General features: G+C 71.3%; 15 protein-coding genes. 7 read left to right on the top strand and 8 right to left on the bottom strand.

What is annotated here, in order from left to right:
- Positions 1 to 13: 13 nt before the first annotated feature.
- A complete protein-coding gene (locus R6Y94_RS14480) occupies positions 14 to 2,461 on the bottom strand; it encodes a low temperature requirement protein A (RefSeq protein WP_318396349.1) in 2,448 nt (815 codons plus the stop codon).
- Positions 2,462 to 2,990: 529 nt separating this feature from the next.
- On the opposite strand from R6Y94_RS14480, the gene R6Y94_RS14475 reads away from it, so the two are divergent.
- Positions 2,991 to 3,353 carry a YkvA family protein gene (locus tag R6Y94_RS14475; RefSeq protein WP_318396348.1) on the top strand — a complete coding sequence of 121 codons (363 nt, stop codon included), beginning with the start codon at positions 2,991 to 2,993 and terminating at the stop codon, positions 3,351 to 3,353.
- A gap of 452 nt (positions 3,354 to 3,805) precedes the next feature.
- On the opposite strand, the gene R6Y94_RS14470 is transcribed toward R6Y94_RS14475, so the two are convergent.
- Positions 3,806 to 4,510: a DUF7003 family protein gene (locus R6Y94_RS14470; protein ID WP_318396347.1), complete on the bottom strand. Its 705-nt coding sequence runs from the start codon at positions 4,508 to 4,510 to the stop codon at positions 3,806 to 3,808.
- 170 nt (positions 4,511 to 4,680) lie between these two features.
- Here R6Y94_RS14470 and R6Y94_RS14465 point away from each other — a divergent pair, with 170 nt between their 5' ends.
- From R6Y94_RS14465 to R6Y94_RS14440, 6 genes are all read left to right on the top strand, one after another.
- Positions 4,681 to 5,358: a DUF4360 domain-containing protein gene (locus tag R6Y94_RS14465; RefSeq protein WP_318396346.1), complete on the top strand. Its 678-nt coding sequence runs from the start codon at positions 4,681 to 4,683 to the stop codon at positions 5,356 to 5,358.
- Between the two features lie 657 nt (positions 5,359 to 6,015).
- Complete coding sequence (locus R6Y94_RS14460; RefSeq protein ID WP_318396345.1) at positions 6,016 to 7,020, top strand: ABC transporter substrate-binding protein; 1,005 nt, start codon at positions 6,016 to 6,018, stop codon at positions 7,018 to 7,020.
- Positions 7,007 to 8,059, top strand: coding sequence for an iron ABC transporter permease (locus tag R6Y94_RS14455; protein WP_318396344.1), 1,053 nt, complete (start codon positions 7,007 to 7,009; stop codon positions 8,057 to 8,059). The genes R6Y94_RS14460 and R6Y94_RS14455 overlap by 14 nt, the downstream gene beginning before the upstream one ends.
- A 4-nt stretch (positions 8,060 to 8,063) precedes the next feature.
- A complete protein-coding gene (locus R6Y94_RS14450; RefSeq protein WP_318396343.1) occupies positions 8,064 to 9,137 on the top strand; it encodes a FecCD family ABC transporter permease in 1,074 nt (357 codons plus the stop codon).
- Entirely contained in the window at positions 9,134 to 9,907 is a 774-nt protein-coding gene (locus tag R6Y94_RS14445) for an ABC transporter ATP-binding protein (RefSeq protein ID WP_318396342.1), read from the top strand. Before R6Y94_RS14450 ends, R6Y94_RS14445 begins: the two co-directional genes overlap by 4 nt.
- A gap of 60 nt (positions 9,908 to 9,967) precedes the next feature.
- Positions 9,968 to 10,327 carry a siderophore-interacting protein gene (locus R6Y94_RS14440; protein ID WP_318396341.1) on the top strand — a complete coding sequence of 120 codons (360 nt, stop codon included), beginning with the start codon at positions 9,968 to 9,970 and terminating at the stop codon, positions 10,325 to 10,327.
- Here R6Y94_RS14440 and R6Y94_RS14435 read toward each other — a convergent pair.
- From R6Y94_RS14435 to R6Y94_RS14410, 6 genes are read right to left on the bottom strand one after another with little or no spacing between them, the layout of a single operon-like run.
- The gene (locus R6Y94_RS14435; protein WP_318396340.1) at positions 10,314 to 11,351 is read right to left on the bottom strand and encodes a Gfo/Idh/MocA family oxidoreductase; all 1,038 of its coding nucleotides are present in this window, start codon (positions 11,349 to 11,351) and stop codon (positions 10,314 to 10,316) included. The genes R6Y94_RS14440 and R6Y94_RS14435 overlap by 14 nt on opposite strands.
- Complete coding sequence (locus R6Y94_RS14430) at positions 11,348 to 12,586, bottom strand: pyridoxal-phosphate dependent enzyme (protein ID WP_318396339.1); 1,239 nt, start codon at positions 12,584 to 12,586, stop codon at positions 11,348 to 11,350. Before R6Y94_RS14430 ends, R6Y94_RS14435 begins: the two co-directional genes overlap by 4 nt.
- Positions 12,583 to 13,533, bottom strand: a complete 951-nt coding sequence (locus R6Y94_RS14425) for an IclR family transcriptional regulator (protein ID WP_318396338.1) — start codon at positions 13,531 to 13,533, stop codon at positions 12,583 to 12,585. The genes R6Y94_RS14430 and R6Y94_RS14425 overlap by 4 nt, the downstream gene beginning before the upstream one ends.
- Positions 13,530 to 14,810, bottom strand: a complete 1,281-nt coding sequence (locus tag R6Y94_RS14420) for a M20 family metallopeptidase (RefSeq protein ID WP_318396337.1) — start codon at positions 14,808 to 14,810, stop codon at positions 13,530 to 13,532. The genes R6Y94_RS14425 and R6Y94_RS14420 overlap by 4 nt, the downstream gene beginning before the upstream one ends.
- Positions 14,807 to 16,348 (bottom strand): xylulokinase, encoded by a 1,542-nt coding sequence (locus R6Y94_RS14415; protein ID WP_318396336.1) that lies wholly within the window; start codon positions 16,346 to 16,348, stop codon positions 14,807 to 14,809. The genes R6Y94_RS14420 and R6Y94_RS14415 overlap by 4 nt, the downstream gene beginning before the upstream one ends.
- Positions 16,345 to 17,286 carry a sugar phosphate isomerase/epimerase family protein gene (locus R6Y94_RS14410; RefSeq protein WP_318396335.1) on the bottom strand — a complete coding sequence of 314 codons (942 nt, stop codon included), beginning with the start codon at positions 17,284 to 17,286 and terminating at the stop codon, positions 16,345 to 16,347. Before R6Y94_RS14410 ends, R6Y94_RS14415 begins: the two co-directional genes overlap by 4 nt.
- Between the last annotated feature and the right edge of the window lie 40 nt (positions 17,287 to 17,326).

Raw genomic sequence — 17,326 nt, 5'->3', positions numbered from 1 at the left:
CGCCTGGGAGGCTTCACATTCGGTGGTCGAGTACCGTGTCGAGTGGCGGGGTTGACGTGCGTGCGAGCAAGTGTGCGGCGAACAGTGCCAACGCGAGCGCGGCCAACGCCCACTGTATCGGCAGAAATATGGTTGCCGGAGCGAGCGCGGCGACGACCAGGTTCGCCGCTCGTCGGCCAGCGATCCGGCGGCGGGCGCGCTGCCAGACGAGATGGTCGGCCAAGAGGTAGACGACGATTCCGCAGGTGAGTGTGACCTGTCCGAACATGGCGAGCGAGGCGGAGTTCCGTCCCTGCTGCGGCAAGGTCGTGCGCAACCCGAAGGCGACCAGTACGAGGCCGACGACGAGGAACAGGTGCAGGTACGCGTAGGCGTCTCGGGCTAACGCACCTCGTTGGCGGCTCTGGGTGAGTTCGGTGAACCGCTGACCGACGACGATGTCGGTGCCGACGTAGGTCCACCACATCGCGGATAACAGGGTCGCGCTGAGCGCGACGGTGACGAATGTGGACGGCGAGATGGGTGGGTCGCTGGCGGCGATGCCGGTGGAGATGACCGCCTGGCCGAGCGCGATGAGAAGTATCAGGTTGAAGCGGCCCATCCATCGGCTGACGGAGCGCAGTCGCCAGTTGCGGGACCCGATGAGGTATCCGCCGCCCACGTCGATGACGATGGCGGCGGCCCAGCACAGTGCGGTCAAGGGTGTGAGCGGGTCGCCGGTGGCCAGGGCGATCGACACTGCGGACAGCAGCAGGGCGATCCCTACTCCGGTCGGTACGGCCGCGCGAACGACGATGGAGCGAAGGGCGATGTCATGGCGGAGTACCCACCAAAACGACGCCAGGTGGAGCAGGCGCACCGCCGCGTACGAGGTGACAACGATCAGCGGCGCGGGCAATCCTCCGGACACGTCGCTGAACGTCTGGGGCGCGGCGATGCCGAGCGTCAGGATCAGCGCCACCGCGGCCAGTACGACCAGGCGCAGTCGCAGGCTGTTCTCCGGACCGCGGATCGTCGTGGTGAACCAGGTGTAGTTGACCCACGACCACCACAGAAGCGCCAGGACGGCCAGTCCCAGGGTCACCCCGGTCACCGATGGATGTCGGGTCATAATGACAGTGACCTGGAGGAACGCATATACGAAGACCAGATCCAGGAAGAGTTCCTCCGGGGTGGCGTCGACCTCCCGGCCGACTGTTGCCGCGACGGCGCGATGCAGCTCGCGGTGCCGGTGTCGTAGCGCTGTCAGATGGGCGACCACCACACAGAACAGAGCAACGGCCAGGATCGTGAGCGACCCCAACGCTGTCAGGTAGCGGGCCGGTGCTGCCAGCACCGCCACGAGAACAAGGCCGAACACGGGTCCGCGACCGATCCGCCGGACGGTGCGCCACTCGAACGCCACCAACCCGACCAGGTACAGGACCACACCGCCGTAGAGGACCGCCAGGTCCGCCATGGTCCAGTTTTCAGGATGACCGGACGGCGTTCCGCCCAGCGCCCTCTTGAGCCCGAACGCCACCAGGATGAGGCCGGCGATCATCGGCAGATGCAACAGCGTGTAGGCATCACGGGCGCGACGTGACCGTTCGCGCCGTGGAGTGGACTCCAACGCGGCCTCCCCGGCGGGCGCCGCAATGTCGAAGTACGCCCACCACAGGAACGCCACGACGACGAGGGCGAGCACCGCCCCGGCGAGTACCGACCAGGTGATCGGATCGTCACCGAGGAGTCCTCGACTCGTTCCGATCGAGATGATCGTCTCACCGAGCGCGATCAGCATTATCAGGTTGTGTCGCTCGGCCCAGTGCCGAACCGACGTGAGCTGCCATGTCCCGATTCCCGGCGCCCGCAGCCCCAGGTAGTCGACGACGATCGCGACCACGACAAGCACAAGCTGAAGAACCTCCGCGCCCCGTCCGGACGGCAGGTGAGCGGGCAGCAGAACTGCGGACAGTAGTAGCGGCAGGCTACCGGCCAGCGGCAGCCAGGCCCGTCGAGCCGCAGCGGACGATCTCTCCGTGCCTCGTCGCGCAGCGGAGATGATCAATAGGGATCCAACGCGCGCCGTCAGGAAGCCGACGACGAACACGAGGGGGCCGGACAAGCCAGCAGAATGTTCGACGAACACCTCCGGAATGGCGACCGCCACAAGCAGAATCGCGGTAGCCATCGCGAACACGGCGACCGGCAGCCCGTTTCGGTCGAGCCGGACCAGGTTCCCGACCCAGGCGTACCCGGCCCAACTGCGCCACAGGAGCAGCACCACCAACCCTCCGAAGAGCAACGCATCCGTGGCTGATCGTTCCGACATCAGATGGGTGACGTTGAAGAAGGCGAAGACGAAGACCAGATCGAGAAAGAACTCCGCGCGCGTCACCCCGCCGTGCGTCGCGGCCTTGACCCGTCCACCGGCTCCGAAAGCCCCCTCCGAGGCCGTCTCCCCACCGCCGCTGCTCACCCTCCCACTGTCCCAACCAACGGCATTAGCGGCAGGCGATTCGCCGAGCCACACCAGGCGTCTATGCCGGCGACAAGATCACCCGGACACACCCGGCCCGTCGACGAGGACGGCCAGTTCCCGAGACTCGGTCGTGCGCGCCACGGCTGGCGCGCGGCGGCCAATGCCCTGCATTCGCCAACATCTCTTCATCAACGGTTCGGACCAAATAATTTGAGATTTCAGATCGGCGTAGGCGGAATGCGAGTCGTCGTTGTTGACGACCTTGCCGCTGCAAGCGGCAGCACAGGTCGGCGTGACATGACAGATCCTCGTGCGTTGGAGCCCGCGTTCCGGCCGACCAGTTCGTTCAAAATCCTTTCGCGAACAAGGAGCAACTGCTCCAACGCCTCCTCGCCGACGTGTACATCCAGGCGCGCAAGCGACTCAACGGCCAGCCGCACCCACGGGGACCACGACCTGACCGACGCCGCGCAACTCCACAGGGTGCCGCCGGGCGGCGCCGGGTCCGCCGGGTTACCGTTACGGCATGTCCCGGGAGACGTGGACCGTGATCCTGGTGCTGGGTGGCATCGTGGCCGTCGCCACGCTGGCCGGGGCTGTCGTGCTCGCGGTCAAGGTGCTGCGTACGCGCAAGCTGCTTGGCGAGTTGGGGGCCGGCGGCAAGGTGGCGTTCTACGGCGCGTTGGTCTACACGGTGCTGCCGGTCGACCTACTGCCCGATCCGATCTACCTCGACGACATGGGCATACTGGCTGGCGCGTTGCTGTATTTGACCCGACTGGTCCACCAGCGCCGGGCGGCCCGTGCCGGGTCAGTGGATCGTCGGCCCGGTGCCGACGCGCAGCCGTTGCCGCCCCGAGGACGGGATCGGACGGGTACCCGACGATGACCCCCTGGAGCCTCCGCTCCTGAGACTCGCACCGACCGTCGACCTCACCCTGGCCGAACACGGCAGGCATGGTCCGTACCTTCGGACGGTGCGGCTCCGGTGTCTACGGTCACCGCCATCGATCACGTCGGCGGTAGGGTGGCTGGGGCGCTCGCCAGTAGTGCTGCCGGTGCGTCGTGGCGGTCGCGACAGCTGGCCCTCAAGCTCCTGATCAGGCCAACGTCTCCCGCCGGGCTGGCGGCGGCAGTGGCGGGCGGACAAGTCCGGGCGAAGGCGCCAGGCCAGTCAGACCAAGAATCGGACCCACCACCGCCGGCTATCAGCCCAGCACCGCTGAACCGACCCCGCCATGCTCACAGTCAGCCCAGAGATCCAGTCCTAGATCAAGAGACACGGATTTGCCGCCGTCAGCCCGCCCTCCAGTACGCTGCCGGAGCGTTGTGCTGCCATGGCTATAGGGCACCGGACATCGGCCAGTTGCCCCAGTGCGTGTTGGGTGGCAGGGTCGGCTGGTAGTGGGAGGGGTCGGCCAAGGCCAGGACCTCAGCGATCTGCCGATAGGTTTCGATGTCGCTTGGGCGGATCTCGAACGGTACCCGCTGCCCGGGTGGCACGTGTCGCGCGAGGTTCTCATGCAGGTGACGTCGCCGGTCCCGCTCGGCGCCGGGTGGGCTGACGCGCAGGGCGGTGTGGTGCCAGTCGTCCAGCCGCAGTACCCGTGGCAGGTCGGTCGGGACGAGCTGGCGTAGCTCGGCATCGGTCCCGAGCATTAGGTCGCGGTGTTCCGGTACGAGCAGCCGGAACAGTTCCTGGGGAGGGGTCGTGGGGGCGGCGTCCGTGCGTAGCTCCTGGCCACGCACGACGATCGGTACCTGGCGGTACCGGGGCGGCCACGGTTGCTCCTCGAACAGATCTTGGAAGTTGTCGACTCGGTTGATGAACTGCGTCGCCCAGTTTTCTGCTGTGCCGATGAGGCAGTTGCCGAGAGCGTGTTGGGCGTCCACCACGTTGGCGGCGCGGGGGTTGTATCCGACGGTCTCGACGACCAGCGCCCAGCGGTCAGCGTCGCTGAAGGCGTGCAGCCGGGCGGTCATCAGGTAGCTGTGCGGGTGTTCCGGCTGCGGGAACCGCAATTGTTCGGCTGCTCGGTCAAACACGGAGAGGATTCCTTCGGCCCGCAACACGCTACACATCGTACGCAGCGCCGCCACCATCGATTCAGCTCGATAGACCGCAGACCCGATCACGGGGCGCCCGCCCGGACAGCGCCCGCCGGCTGTCGAGTGCCCGGCGGCTACGGTAAGCTCGGTTCTATCGAACACTTTCTATGAGTTGCGTCCGATGCTGCCGGACCGGGGGCGCCATGCGTACGAGAACTGTTGTCGCAACCTCATTGGCGCTCGTGATGGCGTCCGCGGTGCCCGCCCGAGCCGCCGCTCCCATTCCGCCGCCACCGCCGACCGCCTCGATGGTCGTCGACGTGGTCACTGTGAGCGGGTCAGGCTGTCCACCAGGAACGGTGCTGGTCACTGTGGCCCAGGACAACACCCGGTTCTCGCTGATCTACAACTCGTTCTTCGTCCAGGTGGGTGTGGGCGCCGGACCCCTCGATTTCCGGAAGAGCTGCCAGGCCGTCCTCGCCCTGCGGCCGCCCGCCGGATTCACTCTGGCGGTCTCCGGGGTCGACCACATGGGATATGCCTTCCTGGCCGACGGCGCGACCGGTATCCATCAGGCAAGCCACCACCTCCAGGGAAGACCACGGCCGGCTTTGATCTCCCACCCGCTCATCGGACCGATGGACGGCCTGTGGCAGGCAACCGACGAGGTGCTCATCGAACCGGTCTACTTCCCGTGCGGCACCACGCCCATCATGGTCCTCGATACCGCGCTACGGGTCGGTGCCGGCACCTCAGACCCGCAGACCACCACGAGCTTCGTCTCCTTGGACGCGGTCGACATCAGCTACAGCAGCAGCTACCGCCTCGCCTGGGCAACCTGCTGAGCGGCACCCCACCGGGCTCGATCAGTGAATCCTGTTCAACCTACCCTTGCGGTCCGTCGTGGCCGGAGGTGGAAGTCGGGGCGGACGCGCCGCGCGGTTCAGGTTGAAAAAGGTTCAGTGGGGGTGGCGGGATTGTCGACGCTGAGCACCGTCACCGCGCCCGCACCGGCATCGGCGACCACCGAGCCGGGCCGGCCACTGTGGCGTACCGGACCAGGAACGCGGAGGTGGTGGCAATGACCCGGAGCGTCCGCAGCGCCAACAGCTGACCACCGGAAAGCGACACCCTGGAGTACAAGGGCGACGCCCGCAACTGGTTCAACACGTACGACGCAGCAGGGGACAACACCGTCGTCGCCGGGTCGAACCCGCCCGCGTGGCACGAATACTGAGTCTGGATCACCAAGGTCAACACGACTGACGTCGACATCCACTACCCCCTCGACGGGCACCGGGATCTGCGGCGTAGTAGCGGAGTTGGTGACCGCCCGCACGATTCAACGCCCCCCGGCGCCTCGTCCGAGCAGCCCGCCGGGACCTGGACCTTCGGGTGAGTCCGATCATGCCGGCTAGCCAAGAGCCACTGCTGTGCTTAGCCTAACCTAACCACTGAGCCGCCGAGGCTCGGTCGACCACGAGAGAACGGAAACCACCACCATGCGCGCATGGCGTCCGGTCCTGGCCGTGACCGCGTTGAGCGTCGTGCTCGCCGGCTGCGGCAGCGACTCCGACACCGCCGACACCCCCGCCGCCGGCGGTCCCTGGTCCTTCACCGACGGCTCCGGCCAGCTCGTGAAGGCGGACAAGACCCCCAGCCGGATCATCGCGCACGCAGGTGAGGCGGCCGCGCTGATGTCCTTCGGCATCAAGCCGGTGGGCATCTTCGCCGACGAGTCGGTCAAGACCGACCCCAACCTGCGCAACCTCGACCTGGCCGGGATCGAGATCCTCGGCGAGGAGTGGGGGAAGATCGACGTCGAGAAGGCCGCCGCGCTGCGCCCGGACCTCATCGTCGGCGACTGGTGGCCGGCGGAGAAGGCGCACAGCGGCATGGAGGAAGGCGTCGACGAGAAGAGCAAGAAGCTCGCCGAGCTGGCCCCCGTCGTCGGCGTCGCCCAGGGCAAGTCGATCGTCGCGCTGGCCGAGGGGTACGAGGATCTCGCCGAGAGCCTCGGGGCCGACGTGGACAAGCCGGAGATCGCGGCGAACAAGAAGCGCTTCGAGGAGGCGGTCACCGCCTTCAAGGCCGCGACCGCCGGCAAGCCCGGGCTGACCGTCGCGGCGATGTCGCCGGCCGACGACAAGGTGTACGTGGCCAACCCCGAGTACGCGCCCGAGCTGCTGGACCTGCAGGGCTGGGGATTGAAGGTGATCAACCCGGGCAGCCCGGACCCCGGCTTCCCGTACTGGGAGAACCTGAGCTGGGAGAACGCGGACAAGTACCAACCGGACCTGATCCTGTGGGACGGCCGCTCCTTCACCCCCACCGCCAACGCGGAGTGGGGCAAGAAGCAGCCGACCTGGTTCAAGATCAAGGCGGCCAGGGCCGGCGCGACCGTCTCCTGGCCGGCGTTCTGGCTGCACACCTACGGCGACTTCGCCACCGAACTCACCAAGCTGACCGAGGCGGTCAAGGCCGCGGATCCGAATGTCGGCAGCTAGCCGCTACGCGACGCTCACCCCGGGGCGCGGCGGGCGGCGGGCCTCGGCTCTCTGGCCCGGGCTCGCCGCGCTCTACGCACTCCTCGTCATCGTCGCATTCCTGAGCGTGACGATGGGCTCGCGCTCCATCGGGCTCTCCGAGGTGCTGCGTGCCCTCGGCAACCTGGGCGACGACGGGTCGATCGCCAGCACCGTCACGCTGGAACTGCGGGTCCCCCGTACCCTGCTCGGCATCCTGGTCGGCGCCGCGCTCGGCGTCGCCGGGGCGATCCTGCAGGGCGTCACCCGCAACCCGCTCGCCGACGCCGGGATCATGGGCATCAACTCCGGTGCCGCCGTCCTGGTCGTCTTCGCCATCACGGTGCTCGGGGTACGCGGCGTCGGCGTCTACATCTGGTTCGCCTTCGCCGGAGCGATCGCCGCGCTCGTGCTGGTGTACGCGATCGCGTCACTGGGCCGGGAGGGCGCCACGCCGGTCAAGCTGGCCTTGGCCGGAGCGGCCGTCACCGCCGGCCTCGTCTCGGTGACCACCGGGATGGTGATGACGAACGTGGACGCGCTCAACGAACTGCGGTTCTGGCAGGTCGGCTCGCTCGCCGGCCGGTACACCCCGATCCTGACCGGGGTCGCGCCGTTCCTGCTGCTCGGCCTGGCCGCGTCACTCGGCTTCGGGCGCGCCCTCAACGGCCTCGCACTCGGCGAGGACACCGCCCGCGGCCTCGGCCAGCACGTCACCCGGACCCGCACGGCCGCCTTCGCCGTGGTCGCGGTACTCGCCGGCGCCGCCACCGCCGCCTGCGGGCCGATCGTCTTCGTCGGACTGGTCGTACCGCACGTGGCCCGGCTCATCTGCGGTCCCGACTACCGGTGGATCCTGCCGTACTCGATGGTGCTGGCGCCGATCGTGCTGCTCCTGGCCGACGTGCTCGGCCGGGTCGTGGCCGCCCCCGACGAACTCCAGGTCGGGGTGGTGCTCGGTGTGCTGGGCGCGCCCGCGTTCGTGACCATCGTCCGCTACGGCCGGCTCTCGGAGGTGTGAGCGGATGACCACGACGACGACCCACCCGACCACCGCACCGACCGGTACCGGGGCAGGCTCGGCGCTGCGCGGCAACCGGCGGCGGCGCCGGACCCGCTCCACCGCCGTGACCTGCGCCCTGGCCGTGGCCGTGGCCGCGCTCTTCGTCCTGACCATGATGGTGGGCAGCTTCCGGCTCGGCGCCGGTGAGGTCGTCGCCTCGGTACTGCACCTGCGCGACAACCCCAGCGTCGACTTCGTCGTGCGCGGCCTGCGGCTGCCGACCGCCGCCTCCGCCCTGACGGTCGGGCTCGCACTCGGCGCCTCCGGGACGATCTTCCAGCAACTGCTGCGCAACCCGCTCGCCTCGCCGGACTTCGTCGGCATCACCTCGGGGGCCGGGCTCGCCGCCGTCACCGGGATCGTGCTGCTCCAGGCCGGCGGGCTCGCCGTCAGCGGGCTCGCCCTCGGCGGCGCGATCCTCGCCGGCCTGCTCATGTATCTGCTGGCCTGGCGCGACGGGGTCACCGGCTACCGCTTCATCCTGATCGGCATCGGCACGTCGGTCTTCTTCGACGGCCTCATCGGCTACGTACTCAGCCGCGCCCGGCTCTTCGAGGCCCGCCAGGCGATGCACTGGCTGACCGGCTCCGTCGGGCAGGCCAGCACCGACGAACTGCGCCTGCTCGCCGGTGCCCTGCTCGTCCTGCTCCCCGTCGCGGTACTGCTCCAGCGACCGCTGCGGGCCCTCGAACTCGGCGACGACGCCGCCCGTACCCTGGGCACCCGGCCCGACCTCAGCCGGGCCGGCCTGCTCGCCACCGCCATCGTGCTGGTCGCCCTGGCGGTCTCGGTGGCCGGCCCCATCGCCTTCGTGGCCCTCGTCGCCGGCCCGATCGCCAACCGCCTGCTCGGCCCGGCCACCGGCGGGATCCTGCCTGCCGCGCTGGTCGGCGCCGCGCTGCTGCTCACCGCCGATCTCGTCGCCGTGCACCTGCTGCCGACACCGCTGCCCACCGGTGTGGTGACCGGCGCGGTGGGCGCTCCCTATCTGCTGTGGCTGCTGGCCACCACGAACCGGCAAGGAGTGGGTGGATGACCCGACTGCGCGCCGAGGGCCTGACCCTCGGATACGACAACCGGACCGTCGTCGCCGACCTCGACGTCACGGTGCTGGACGGCCGGATCACCGCGATCGTCGGCGCCAACGCCTGCGGCAAGTCCACCCTGCTACGCGGCCTGGCCCGGCTGCTGCCGGCCCGCGGCGGCGCCGTCTACCTCGACGGCCGGGCCGTCGCCGACCTGCGCACCCTCGACGTGGCGAAGGTGCTGGGGCTGCTCCCGCAGACCCCGGTCGCGCCCGACGGCATCACCGTCGCCGACCTCGTCTCCCGGGGCCGCTATCCGCACCAGGGCTGGTTCCGGCGCTGGACCGACCGCGACCACAGGGCGGTCACCCGGGCGCTCGACGCCACCGGCACCGCGGACCTGGTCGACCGTCCGATCCGGGACCTCTCCGGCGGCCAGCGCCAGCGCGTCTGGGTCGCCATGGCCCTGGCCCAGGAGACCGACCTGCTGCTGCTCGACGAGCCCACCACCTTTCTGGACATCAACCACCAGGTGGAACTGCTGCGGCTGCTCCGCAAGCTGAACGCCGAGTCCGGCAAGACCATTGTCGTCGTCCTGCACGACCTCAACCTCGCCTGCCGGTTCTGCGACCACGTCATCGCGATGTCGGACGGCGCGATCGTCGCCGAAGGCGCCCCGACCGACGTCGTCAGCGCCGAACTGGTGGAGAAGGTCTTCGGGCTCGACTGCATGATCGTGCCCGACCCGATCGCCGGCACCCCGATGGTGGTACCCGTCTGAGGGGGCGGGCCGGCTGCGCAGCGCGGCCGCTCCCGCCCGCCCGGATCCCGGCGCCCGAGCGTGCCGCGACGACCACTGGAAGTACCCGACCAGGGACCGGAGACGGTACGGCCGGCGACCCTGGGACACGCCGTCGTCGAGATGCCCGCCGAGGCGGACCGGCAGCCCCTCTCCGCGCCGGCCGGCGTCGAGGTCCGCTGGCTGGTCCGCGACGACCGGCCGGGAGTACCCGGGACGTTGGCGCTCGCCGCGGCCCGGGACCTGCCGCCGGCCGACTCGCCGTACTACGGCTGGGTGGCCGGCGAACAGGCGCTCGCCACCGGGCTGCGCCGGCACTGGGTCAGCACCGGCGTGCCGACGGAGGACATCATGTCCTGCGGCTACTGGCGGGCCGCCCGCACCCGGGTCAACGCCGCCTAGGCTGCACCGGAGCGCCGGTACGCAGCGACTCGACGACGGCTTCGGCCGCCGCGACGCCCCAGCACGCCTCCTCGACCGGCATGACGTCCGGCTTGCGCCGGCCGGTGAACACCGCGAGGGCGTACCCTACCTCGCGGCGCAACGCCCCGCCGACCACACCGTCCTCCTCCGGCCACAGCGACAGGTCGGGAACCTGGACCCCAGCCCGAGTCCACTCCACCAGCGCGTCGCTCACCAACCGCTGCTTGAGGATCCCGTCCAGGCCCAGCACCTCGACCTCGCCCACGATGGCCCCGTCCAGGGTCAACGGACCGTCGTCCAGGGTGCCGGGCGCGGTCGCCGGCACGAGCCAGGCGGACTCGACCGTCGCGATCACTCCGTTGTCGAACTCGAGAAGGGTGCTGACCACGCTGGGTGCCGCGTCACCGGCGGCGCCGCTGCGCATCGCCACGACCCGGCGTACCGGGGTGCGGGCGAACGAGATCGCCAGGTCGATGTCGTGGATGCAGGACTCCCAGACCGGATGCACCCGGTCGCCGAAACTGAGGAACCAGGCGCGGCTGAAGTCCCGGCGCAGCCGCAGCGCGCACGGTGTACCGACGGCGCCCCGTTCGATGCCGGCCCGCATCCGGGCCATCGGTGCGGTGAACCGGGAGATGTGCCCCACCACGACCTGCCGCTGGTGGGCCGCGGCGGTGTCGGCGATCCGCCACGCGTCGTCGGCCGACAGGGCCAGCGGCTTCTCGACGAAGACGTGGCTGCCCGCCGCGAGGGCGGTCACGGCCAGCCCGACGTGTGAGGCCTCGTCGGAGGCGATCACCACGACCTCCGGGCGGACCCGGTCGAGCAGCGGGGTGAGGTCGGTGTCGGTCACCTCGACGCCGTGCGCCCGGGCCACCTCGGCGAGCCGGGCGGTGTCCGGGTCCGCCAGGCCGACGATCCGGGCGCCGGCCTCGGCCCAGACGCGGGCGTGCAGGGCCCCGAACCGCCCCACTCCGGCGATGACCACGGTCGGTCCGGTCATGACGATTTCCTTCCGGGGATGGACGGTTCTCTCGCACTCCGGCCGGCGGGCACCGCAGGAGCCGAGGGTGCCTGCGCACCCTGGCCGGCGGGCACGGCGGGAGTGAAGGGTTCTTCGGCGAGGGTGGCGGGTTCCTTGGCACCGTGGCCGGTGAGCACGGCGACGGCGCGCGGTCCCGCAGGCACGGCGGAGGTGTGCAGGGCCGCCACGGCGGCGGCCGCGGCCGGCTCCACGAACAGCCCGTGCCGGGCCAGATCACGGGCTGCCGAGGCGATGGCCGGCTCGTCGACGGCGACGATCGCGCCGCCGCTGTCCCGAGCGGCGGCCAGGGTCAGCAGGCCCTCGTCCTCGTAGCCGCGCAGCGCGTCGGCGATGGCGGTCGCGGCGGTCGGGGCGACCACGACGGGCTCGCGCAGCGACGACTCCCAGTCCGCCGCGTCCCAGGCGCGGGCCAGCGGAGCGCACGCCTGAGCCTGCACCCCGACCATCCGGGGCAGGGTACTGGTCAGGCCCGTGTCCCGCAGATCCGTGAAGCCGAGCCAGATGCCGCGCAGCAGCGGACCCGCGCCGACCGGTACGACCAGCACGTCCGGTACGGCGCCGAGATCCTCGACGAGTTCGGCCGCGATCGGCCGGTACGCCTCGGTCAGCAGCGGGTTCCGGTACGTGGTGGTGACGTTGAGCCAGCCCTCCCCCTCGGCGCGGGTCGCGGCGGCGTACGCGTCGCTGTAGTGGCCGTCGACCAGTTCCACCTCGGCACCGTGCGCCCGGGCGGTCGCCAGCTTCGCCCCGGCGTTGGAGCCGGTGGCGCAGAAGATCCGGCAGCGCAGCCCGGCCGCCGCGGCGTAGCTGGCGGCCGATACGGCGGCGTTGCCGGTCGAGGCGAGGACGAGACCGTCCAGTCCCCGGTCGAGGGCGGCGGACGCGGCCAGCGCCATCGCCCGGTCCTTGAACGAGAGCGACGGATTCAGCGACTCCAGCTTGACGTGTGCGTCGACCCCGCCGTGCCGCAGCGGCAGCAGTGGTGTCGCGCCCTCGCCGAGGGTGACGGCGTGCCCGGTCCGGGGCAGCATCCCGGCGTACCGCCACAGTCCGGTTCCGCAGGTGCGCCGGCAGTCCTCGGCGGAGACCGGGGTCAGGTCGAGCACCAGCGGTGACCCGCAGCTCGGGCAGCGGTAGGCGGGGAAGTCCGTGCTCTGCCGGCACCGGACACACGCGACGGTGAAGTCCCTCATCGCGTCGCCGTCGGTATCGAGCGCGCCGCAGCCGGCAGGGATCGCGGCTCCGGCGTCCGGCCGCCCGAACCGGCCTGCGGGTCGGTGACGGCACGGGCGGACGAACCGGCATGCGGGTCGGCACCGTCGCGAGCGGACGAACCGGCCTGCGGGTCGGTGACGGCACGGGTGGACGGACCGCTCCAGCCGAGCCGGCCGGAGAGGTCCGCGGCGGCGGCCCGGACCTGCGGACCGAGCCGGCCGGCGGCCCCGGCGTCGAACCGGGTGGCCGGGGCCGAGATGCCCAGCCCGGCGACGACGTGGCCGGCGTGGTCGAAGACCGGGGCCGCGACGCAGCAGATGCCGAGTTCACTCTCCTGCAGGTCGCGGGCGTAGCCGTCGGCCCGTACGCCGGCCAGCAGCGCGTCGATGTCGACGCGGACCACGGGCTCGCCGGAGAGCCGCCCGTGCGCCTCGATCACCCCGTCGAGGACGTGCGCCGGTGAGTGGGCGAGGATGGCCCGACCGATCGCGGTGGTCAGCGCCGGGTTGGTCTGGCCGACGCGGCTGTACATCCGCACCGGGGACGGACTGTCGACCTTCTCGATGTAGACGACGTGCACCAGGGCGAGCACGCCGAGGTGACAGGTCTCGCCGGTCTGGGCGGAGAGTGGTCGCATCACCCCCAGCGCCTCCTGGCGCAGGTCGAGTCCGTCGAGATAGGAGCGGGCCAGCGTCATCGTGCCGGCGGCCAGCGCGTACCGGCCGTCCGCCGTCTCGCGGACCAGCGCGGTGCCGCGCAGTACGCCGAGCATCCGGTGCAGGGTGGTCGCCGGGATCTCCGTCGCCTTGACGAGTTCGGTCAGCGAGGCACCCGGTGGGCTCTCCGCGAGCGCCCGGAGCACCGCGACGGTCCGCTCGACCGCCCGCAGGCCGTCGGGCTTCCGTTCGTTGTTGGCCATCTTCATGCCCTCATCTCGGCCTCGGCGTCCAGCCGGCGCACCGACAGCATCCGCTGCGTCATAGCACGATAAACCTCGGCCGCACCGCGCAACTGGTCGACGAGAACCCACTCGGCCAGGGAGTGTGCCTGGGCGATGTCGCCCGGTCCGCAGACCGCCGCCGGGGTGCCGGTGGCGGCGAGCAGGGCGGCGTCCGTCCAGAACTGCAACCCGACGGGCTCCGGGTCCGCGGCGACGGCGCAGAGCATCCCCAGGTACGGGTCGTCGGCCGGGCAGTCGAGCGGGGCGTGCACGAAGCTCGCCGTACCAGCCATCTCCTCGACCGTGGCGTCCACCCGAGGGTCCGCCTGACTCAACTCCGCCACGACCGCGCGCAGCTCGGCGAGTACCTCGTCGTGCCGTTCCGACGGCAGCCACCGCCGGTCGAGCTGGACGACACAGGACGCCGGGACCATCGGCGGCCGGTCACCGCCGGCCACCACCCCGACGTTGACGGTCGCCGGGCCGAGCAGTGGATGGCGGCGCCGGTCGAGCGCGGGTACCAGGTCCCGCTCGACCGCGTTGATGAACCGGGCCGCGTGGTAGACGGCATTGACCCCGTCCTGCGGCACGCTGCCGTGCGTCGCGACGCCCCGGAACGTCGCCTGCGCCCACATCGCGCCCTTGTGCGCCCGCCCGACGCGCAGCATCGTCGGCTCGCCCACGATCGCGAAGTCGGCGCGGACGCCGGCCCCGACCAGCGCCCGCATCCCGGGGCTCCCGTTCTCCTCCCCGGCGACGGCGGTCAGCAGCAGCTCGCCGTCGAAGGTGACGTCCGGCGCGGCGAGCAGTTCGACAACGGCGATCATCGCCGCCAGGGCGCCCTTCATGTCGACCGCGCCCCGGCCCCACAGCCGCCCGTCGGAGACCCGGGGCAGCAGCGCGTCCGGCATGCCGTAGGGCGGCACGGTGTCCAGGTGCGCGTTGAGCATCAGCGTCGGGCCGGGCCGGGTGCCGCGTACCCGGGCGATCACGTTGGCCCGGTCGCCCTGCACCGGCTGGGTCTCGACCTCGGCCCCGCAGCCGCGCAACCGGTCGTCGAGGTAGTCGGCGACCGCGCGCTCCTGCCCGGGATGGTCCTGGTGGCCCTCGATCGCGATCAGCCGGGCGGCCTCCGCCAGAACCGCGTCCGGGTCGATCCGCCCGATCGTCGAACCCTTCTCCGCCTCTCCCTGCGGTCCGCCGGACCGCAGGGTCGGCGGCGGCGCGTGGGCGCCGCACGGTTCAGGTCGGGAGAGGTTCATTCCGCACCGCCTGCGGAGAGGGCCGGATCGCGGTGCAGTTCGGCGACGGCCGCCGCGCCGGTGGTGTAGCGCCGGCGGGCCCGCCGGTAGCCGGCCCGGTGCTCGTCGGGGGCCGTCAACGGCTCGCTGTCGTCCAGCGCCGTGCCGGCGGCGACGACGTCCGGCCAGACTCCGGCACCGATCCCGGCCAGCGCGACGGCGCCGCGCGGCGAGGCGTCCTGGCGCAGCCGTCGCACGGGCGCGTCGCACACGGCGGCGAACGCCTCGCACCACACCGCCGAGCGGGTCACCCCGCCACCGACCCGGATCTCGGTCGCGGCGCCCGCGCCGTCGAGGAGTTGCTCCACCGCCGCCGCGCAGGCGTAGGCGACGCCTTCGAGGACGGCGCGGGCGACGTCGGCGGGTCCGTGTTCCGGCGCGGCGCCGAGCAGCGCGGCCCGGACCGCCGGATCGTGGATCGGGGCGCTGGCGCCGAGCAGGTACGGCAGGAAGGTCAGTCCACCCGCGCCGGGGCCGCTCCCCCGGGCCAGCCGGTCGGCCGTGCCGTCGGGCACCTGGGCGGTACCGCCGGCGAGCAGGTTCCGCTCGGCCCAGCGGATCGCCAGCCCGGCCGCGTACGAGGAGACCATGCCGAGGAAGCCGTCCTCGCCGGCCCGGGCGAAGACGAACCGGTCGACGCCGGCCCGGGGCTCGGGCACCGGGGTGACGATCTGGGCGGCGGTGCCGACGTTGACGTAGACCCGGCCGTCGCTGACCGCCCCGGCCCCGAGTGCCGCGCAGGAGACGTCGCCGCCGCCGGCCACCACCGGGGTACCGGCGCGCAGCCCGGTCGCCTCGGCCGCCTCGGGCAGGACCGTCCCGACGATCTCCGCCGAGCCCTGCACCCGGGGTGCCAGCCGCTCGTCGGCTCCGCAGCGGGCCCAGAGTCGCGGCTCCCACCGCCGCCGGCCGACGTCGTAGAGCAGGGTGCCGGCCGCGTCGGTGGGATCGGTGCCCCAGTCGCCGGTGAGGTGGTGCCGCAGCACGTCCTTGGGCTGGACCATCCGGACGGCCCGGCGTACCGCCTCGGGTTCGTGCCGGACCAGCCAGGCGAGCTTGGGTGCGCTGAACGCCTCCACCACCGGGTTGCCGGTCAGCTCGCCGAACAGGTCGCCGTGCTCGCGCAGTTCCCGCACCTCGGCGACGGCCCGCCGGTCCGCCCAGGTCATCGCCGGGCGTACCGGCCGGTCCCGGTCGTCGAAGAGCGCCACCGCGTGCATGTGGCCGCTCAGCCCGACCCCGGCCACCGCTGCGGGGTCGAGCCCGGCGAGTGCCTCCCGCACCGCGCCGGCCGCCGCGCGCCACCAGTCGGCCGGGTCCTGCTCGTACCGCCCCGGCCGGCTGGTGTCCGACGGGTAGTCGCGGTAGGTCCGGGCCGCCGTGGCACCGGTTCCGGCGTCGACCACCAGCACCTTCACCCCGGTGGTACCGAGGTCGACCCCGACCAGCAGGGAGTTGCCCGACACGGCGGCGGTCAACGGCTGTGGTGCGGCGGTCAACGGCTGCGCCGGGGGACGAAGCCGAACTCCATCAGGTATTCCAGGGACTCCTCGGCGACCCGGTCGAAGTCGGCGAGGCCCACCCCGGCCGGCTCGCCGACCCCGATGTTGCCGCCGACCTGCCAGCCCTCCCACTCGACGCTGACGTACCCGTCGAAGTTGATCTCCGCGAGCGCCTCGTACGTCTCCCGGAAGTCCACCAGCCCGCCGCCGAACCAGATGTGGTTGCAGTGCACGATCGTCGGCAGCCCCACCTCGTCCTTGATCTGCACGATGTCGATGTACGGGCCGAGTCGCTTGATCGCCTGCTTGACGTTCATGAACGGCTTCACCGCGACGTAGAACGCGCCGGTGTCCATCGTCATCCGCAGGTTGCTCGCGCCGACCTCGTCGAACATCCGCTCGATCAGCTCGACCCGGTTGAGAATGGTGCCCTGCAACAGCTCGATGCTGACGTTGAGCCCGAGCTTCGAGGCGTGCGCGGCCACCTCGGTGATCGCCTCCCGGCACTGCCGCCAGGCGTCCTTGCGGCTGAGCAGCACGTTCAGCGGTGGGTCGTAGTAGCCGTCGCCGATCAGGGTGCAGACCGACTTCGCGCCGAGTACGGCCGCCGCGTCCAGGGCCTTCTTGAACGACTCGATGCCGCGCTCCCGGTCGAACTCCCGGGGGCTGACGAAGGTGGTGTGGTGGCCGAGGTAGCCGATGTCGATGCCGACCCGCTCCGCCGTGGCGCGCACGTCCAGGAGCTGCTGGTCGTACTCGGCCTTCGGCACCTCCAGCAGCTTCGCGAAGATGAAGTCGACGCCGTCGTAGCCGTACTTCGCGGTCTGCTCCACGCACCAGGTCGCCGGTTTGTTCCCCCAGGAGTTCCAGGCCGGACCGGCGGCCTCCAGCCGACCCCAGGGCATGTTCGGCCAGACCTCAAAACTGATCTTCACCGTTGGTCTCCCTTCTCCAGGTGTGCGACGAGCTACGGGT

It is taken from the genome of Plantactinospora sp. KLBMP9567 (assembly GCF_033446045.1).
Lineage (GTDB): Bacteria > Actinomycetota > Actinomycetes > Mycobacteriales > Micromonosporaceae > Plantactinospora.
This window is presented reverse-complemented; position numbering and strand designations above follow the sequence as displayed.

Bases quoted from the DNA above. Each gene is read 5' to 3' on its own strand.
- R6Y94_RS14455 (WP_318396344.1), top strand. From the start codon at position 7,007: ATGTCGGCAGCTAGCCGCTACGCGACGCTCACCCCGGGGCGCGGCGGG.
- R6Y94_RS14425 (WP_318396338.1), bottom strand. From the start codon at position 13,533: ATGAAGATGGCCAACAACGAACGGAAGCCCGACGGCCTGCGGGCGGTC.
- R6Y94_RS14475 (WP_318396348.1), top strand. From the start codon at position 2,991: ATGTCCCGGGAGACGTGGACCGTGATCCTGGTGCTGGGTGGCATCGTG.
- R6Y94_RS14435 (WP_318396340.1), bottom strand. From the start codon at position 11,351: ATGACCGGACCGACCGTGGTCATCGCCGGAGTGGGGCGGTTCGGGGCC.
- R6Y94_RS14450 (WP_318396343.1), top strand. From the start codon at position 8,064: ATGACCACGACGACGACCCACCCGACCACCGCACCGACCGGTACCGGG.
- R6Y94_RS14420 (WP_318396337.1), bottom strand. From the start codon at position 14,810: ATGAACCTCTCCCGACCTGAACCGTGCGGCGCCCACGCGCCGCCGCCG.
- R6Y94_RS14445 (WP_318396342.1), top strand. From the start codon at position 9,134: ATGACCCGACTGCGCGCCGAGGGCCTGACCCTCGGATACGACAACCGG.
- R6Y94_RS14460 (WP_318396345.1), top strand. From the start codon at position 6,016: ATGCGCGCATGGCGTCCGGTCCTGGCCGTGACCGCGTTGAGCGTCGTG.
- R6Y94_RS14465 (WP_318396346.1), top strand. From the start codon at position 4,681: ATGAGTTGCGTCCGATGCTGCCGGACCGGGGGCGCCATGCGTACGAGA.
- R6Y94_RS14430 (WP_318396339.1), bottom strand. From the start codon at position 12,586: ATGAGGGACTTCACCGTCGCGTGTGTCCGGTGCCGGCAGAGCACGGAC.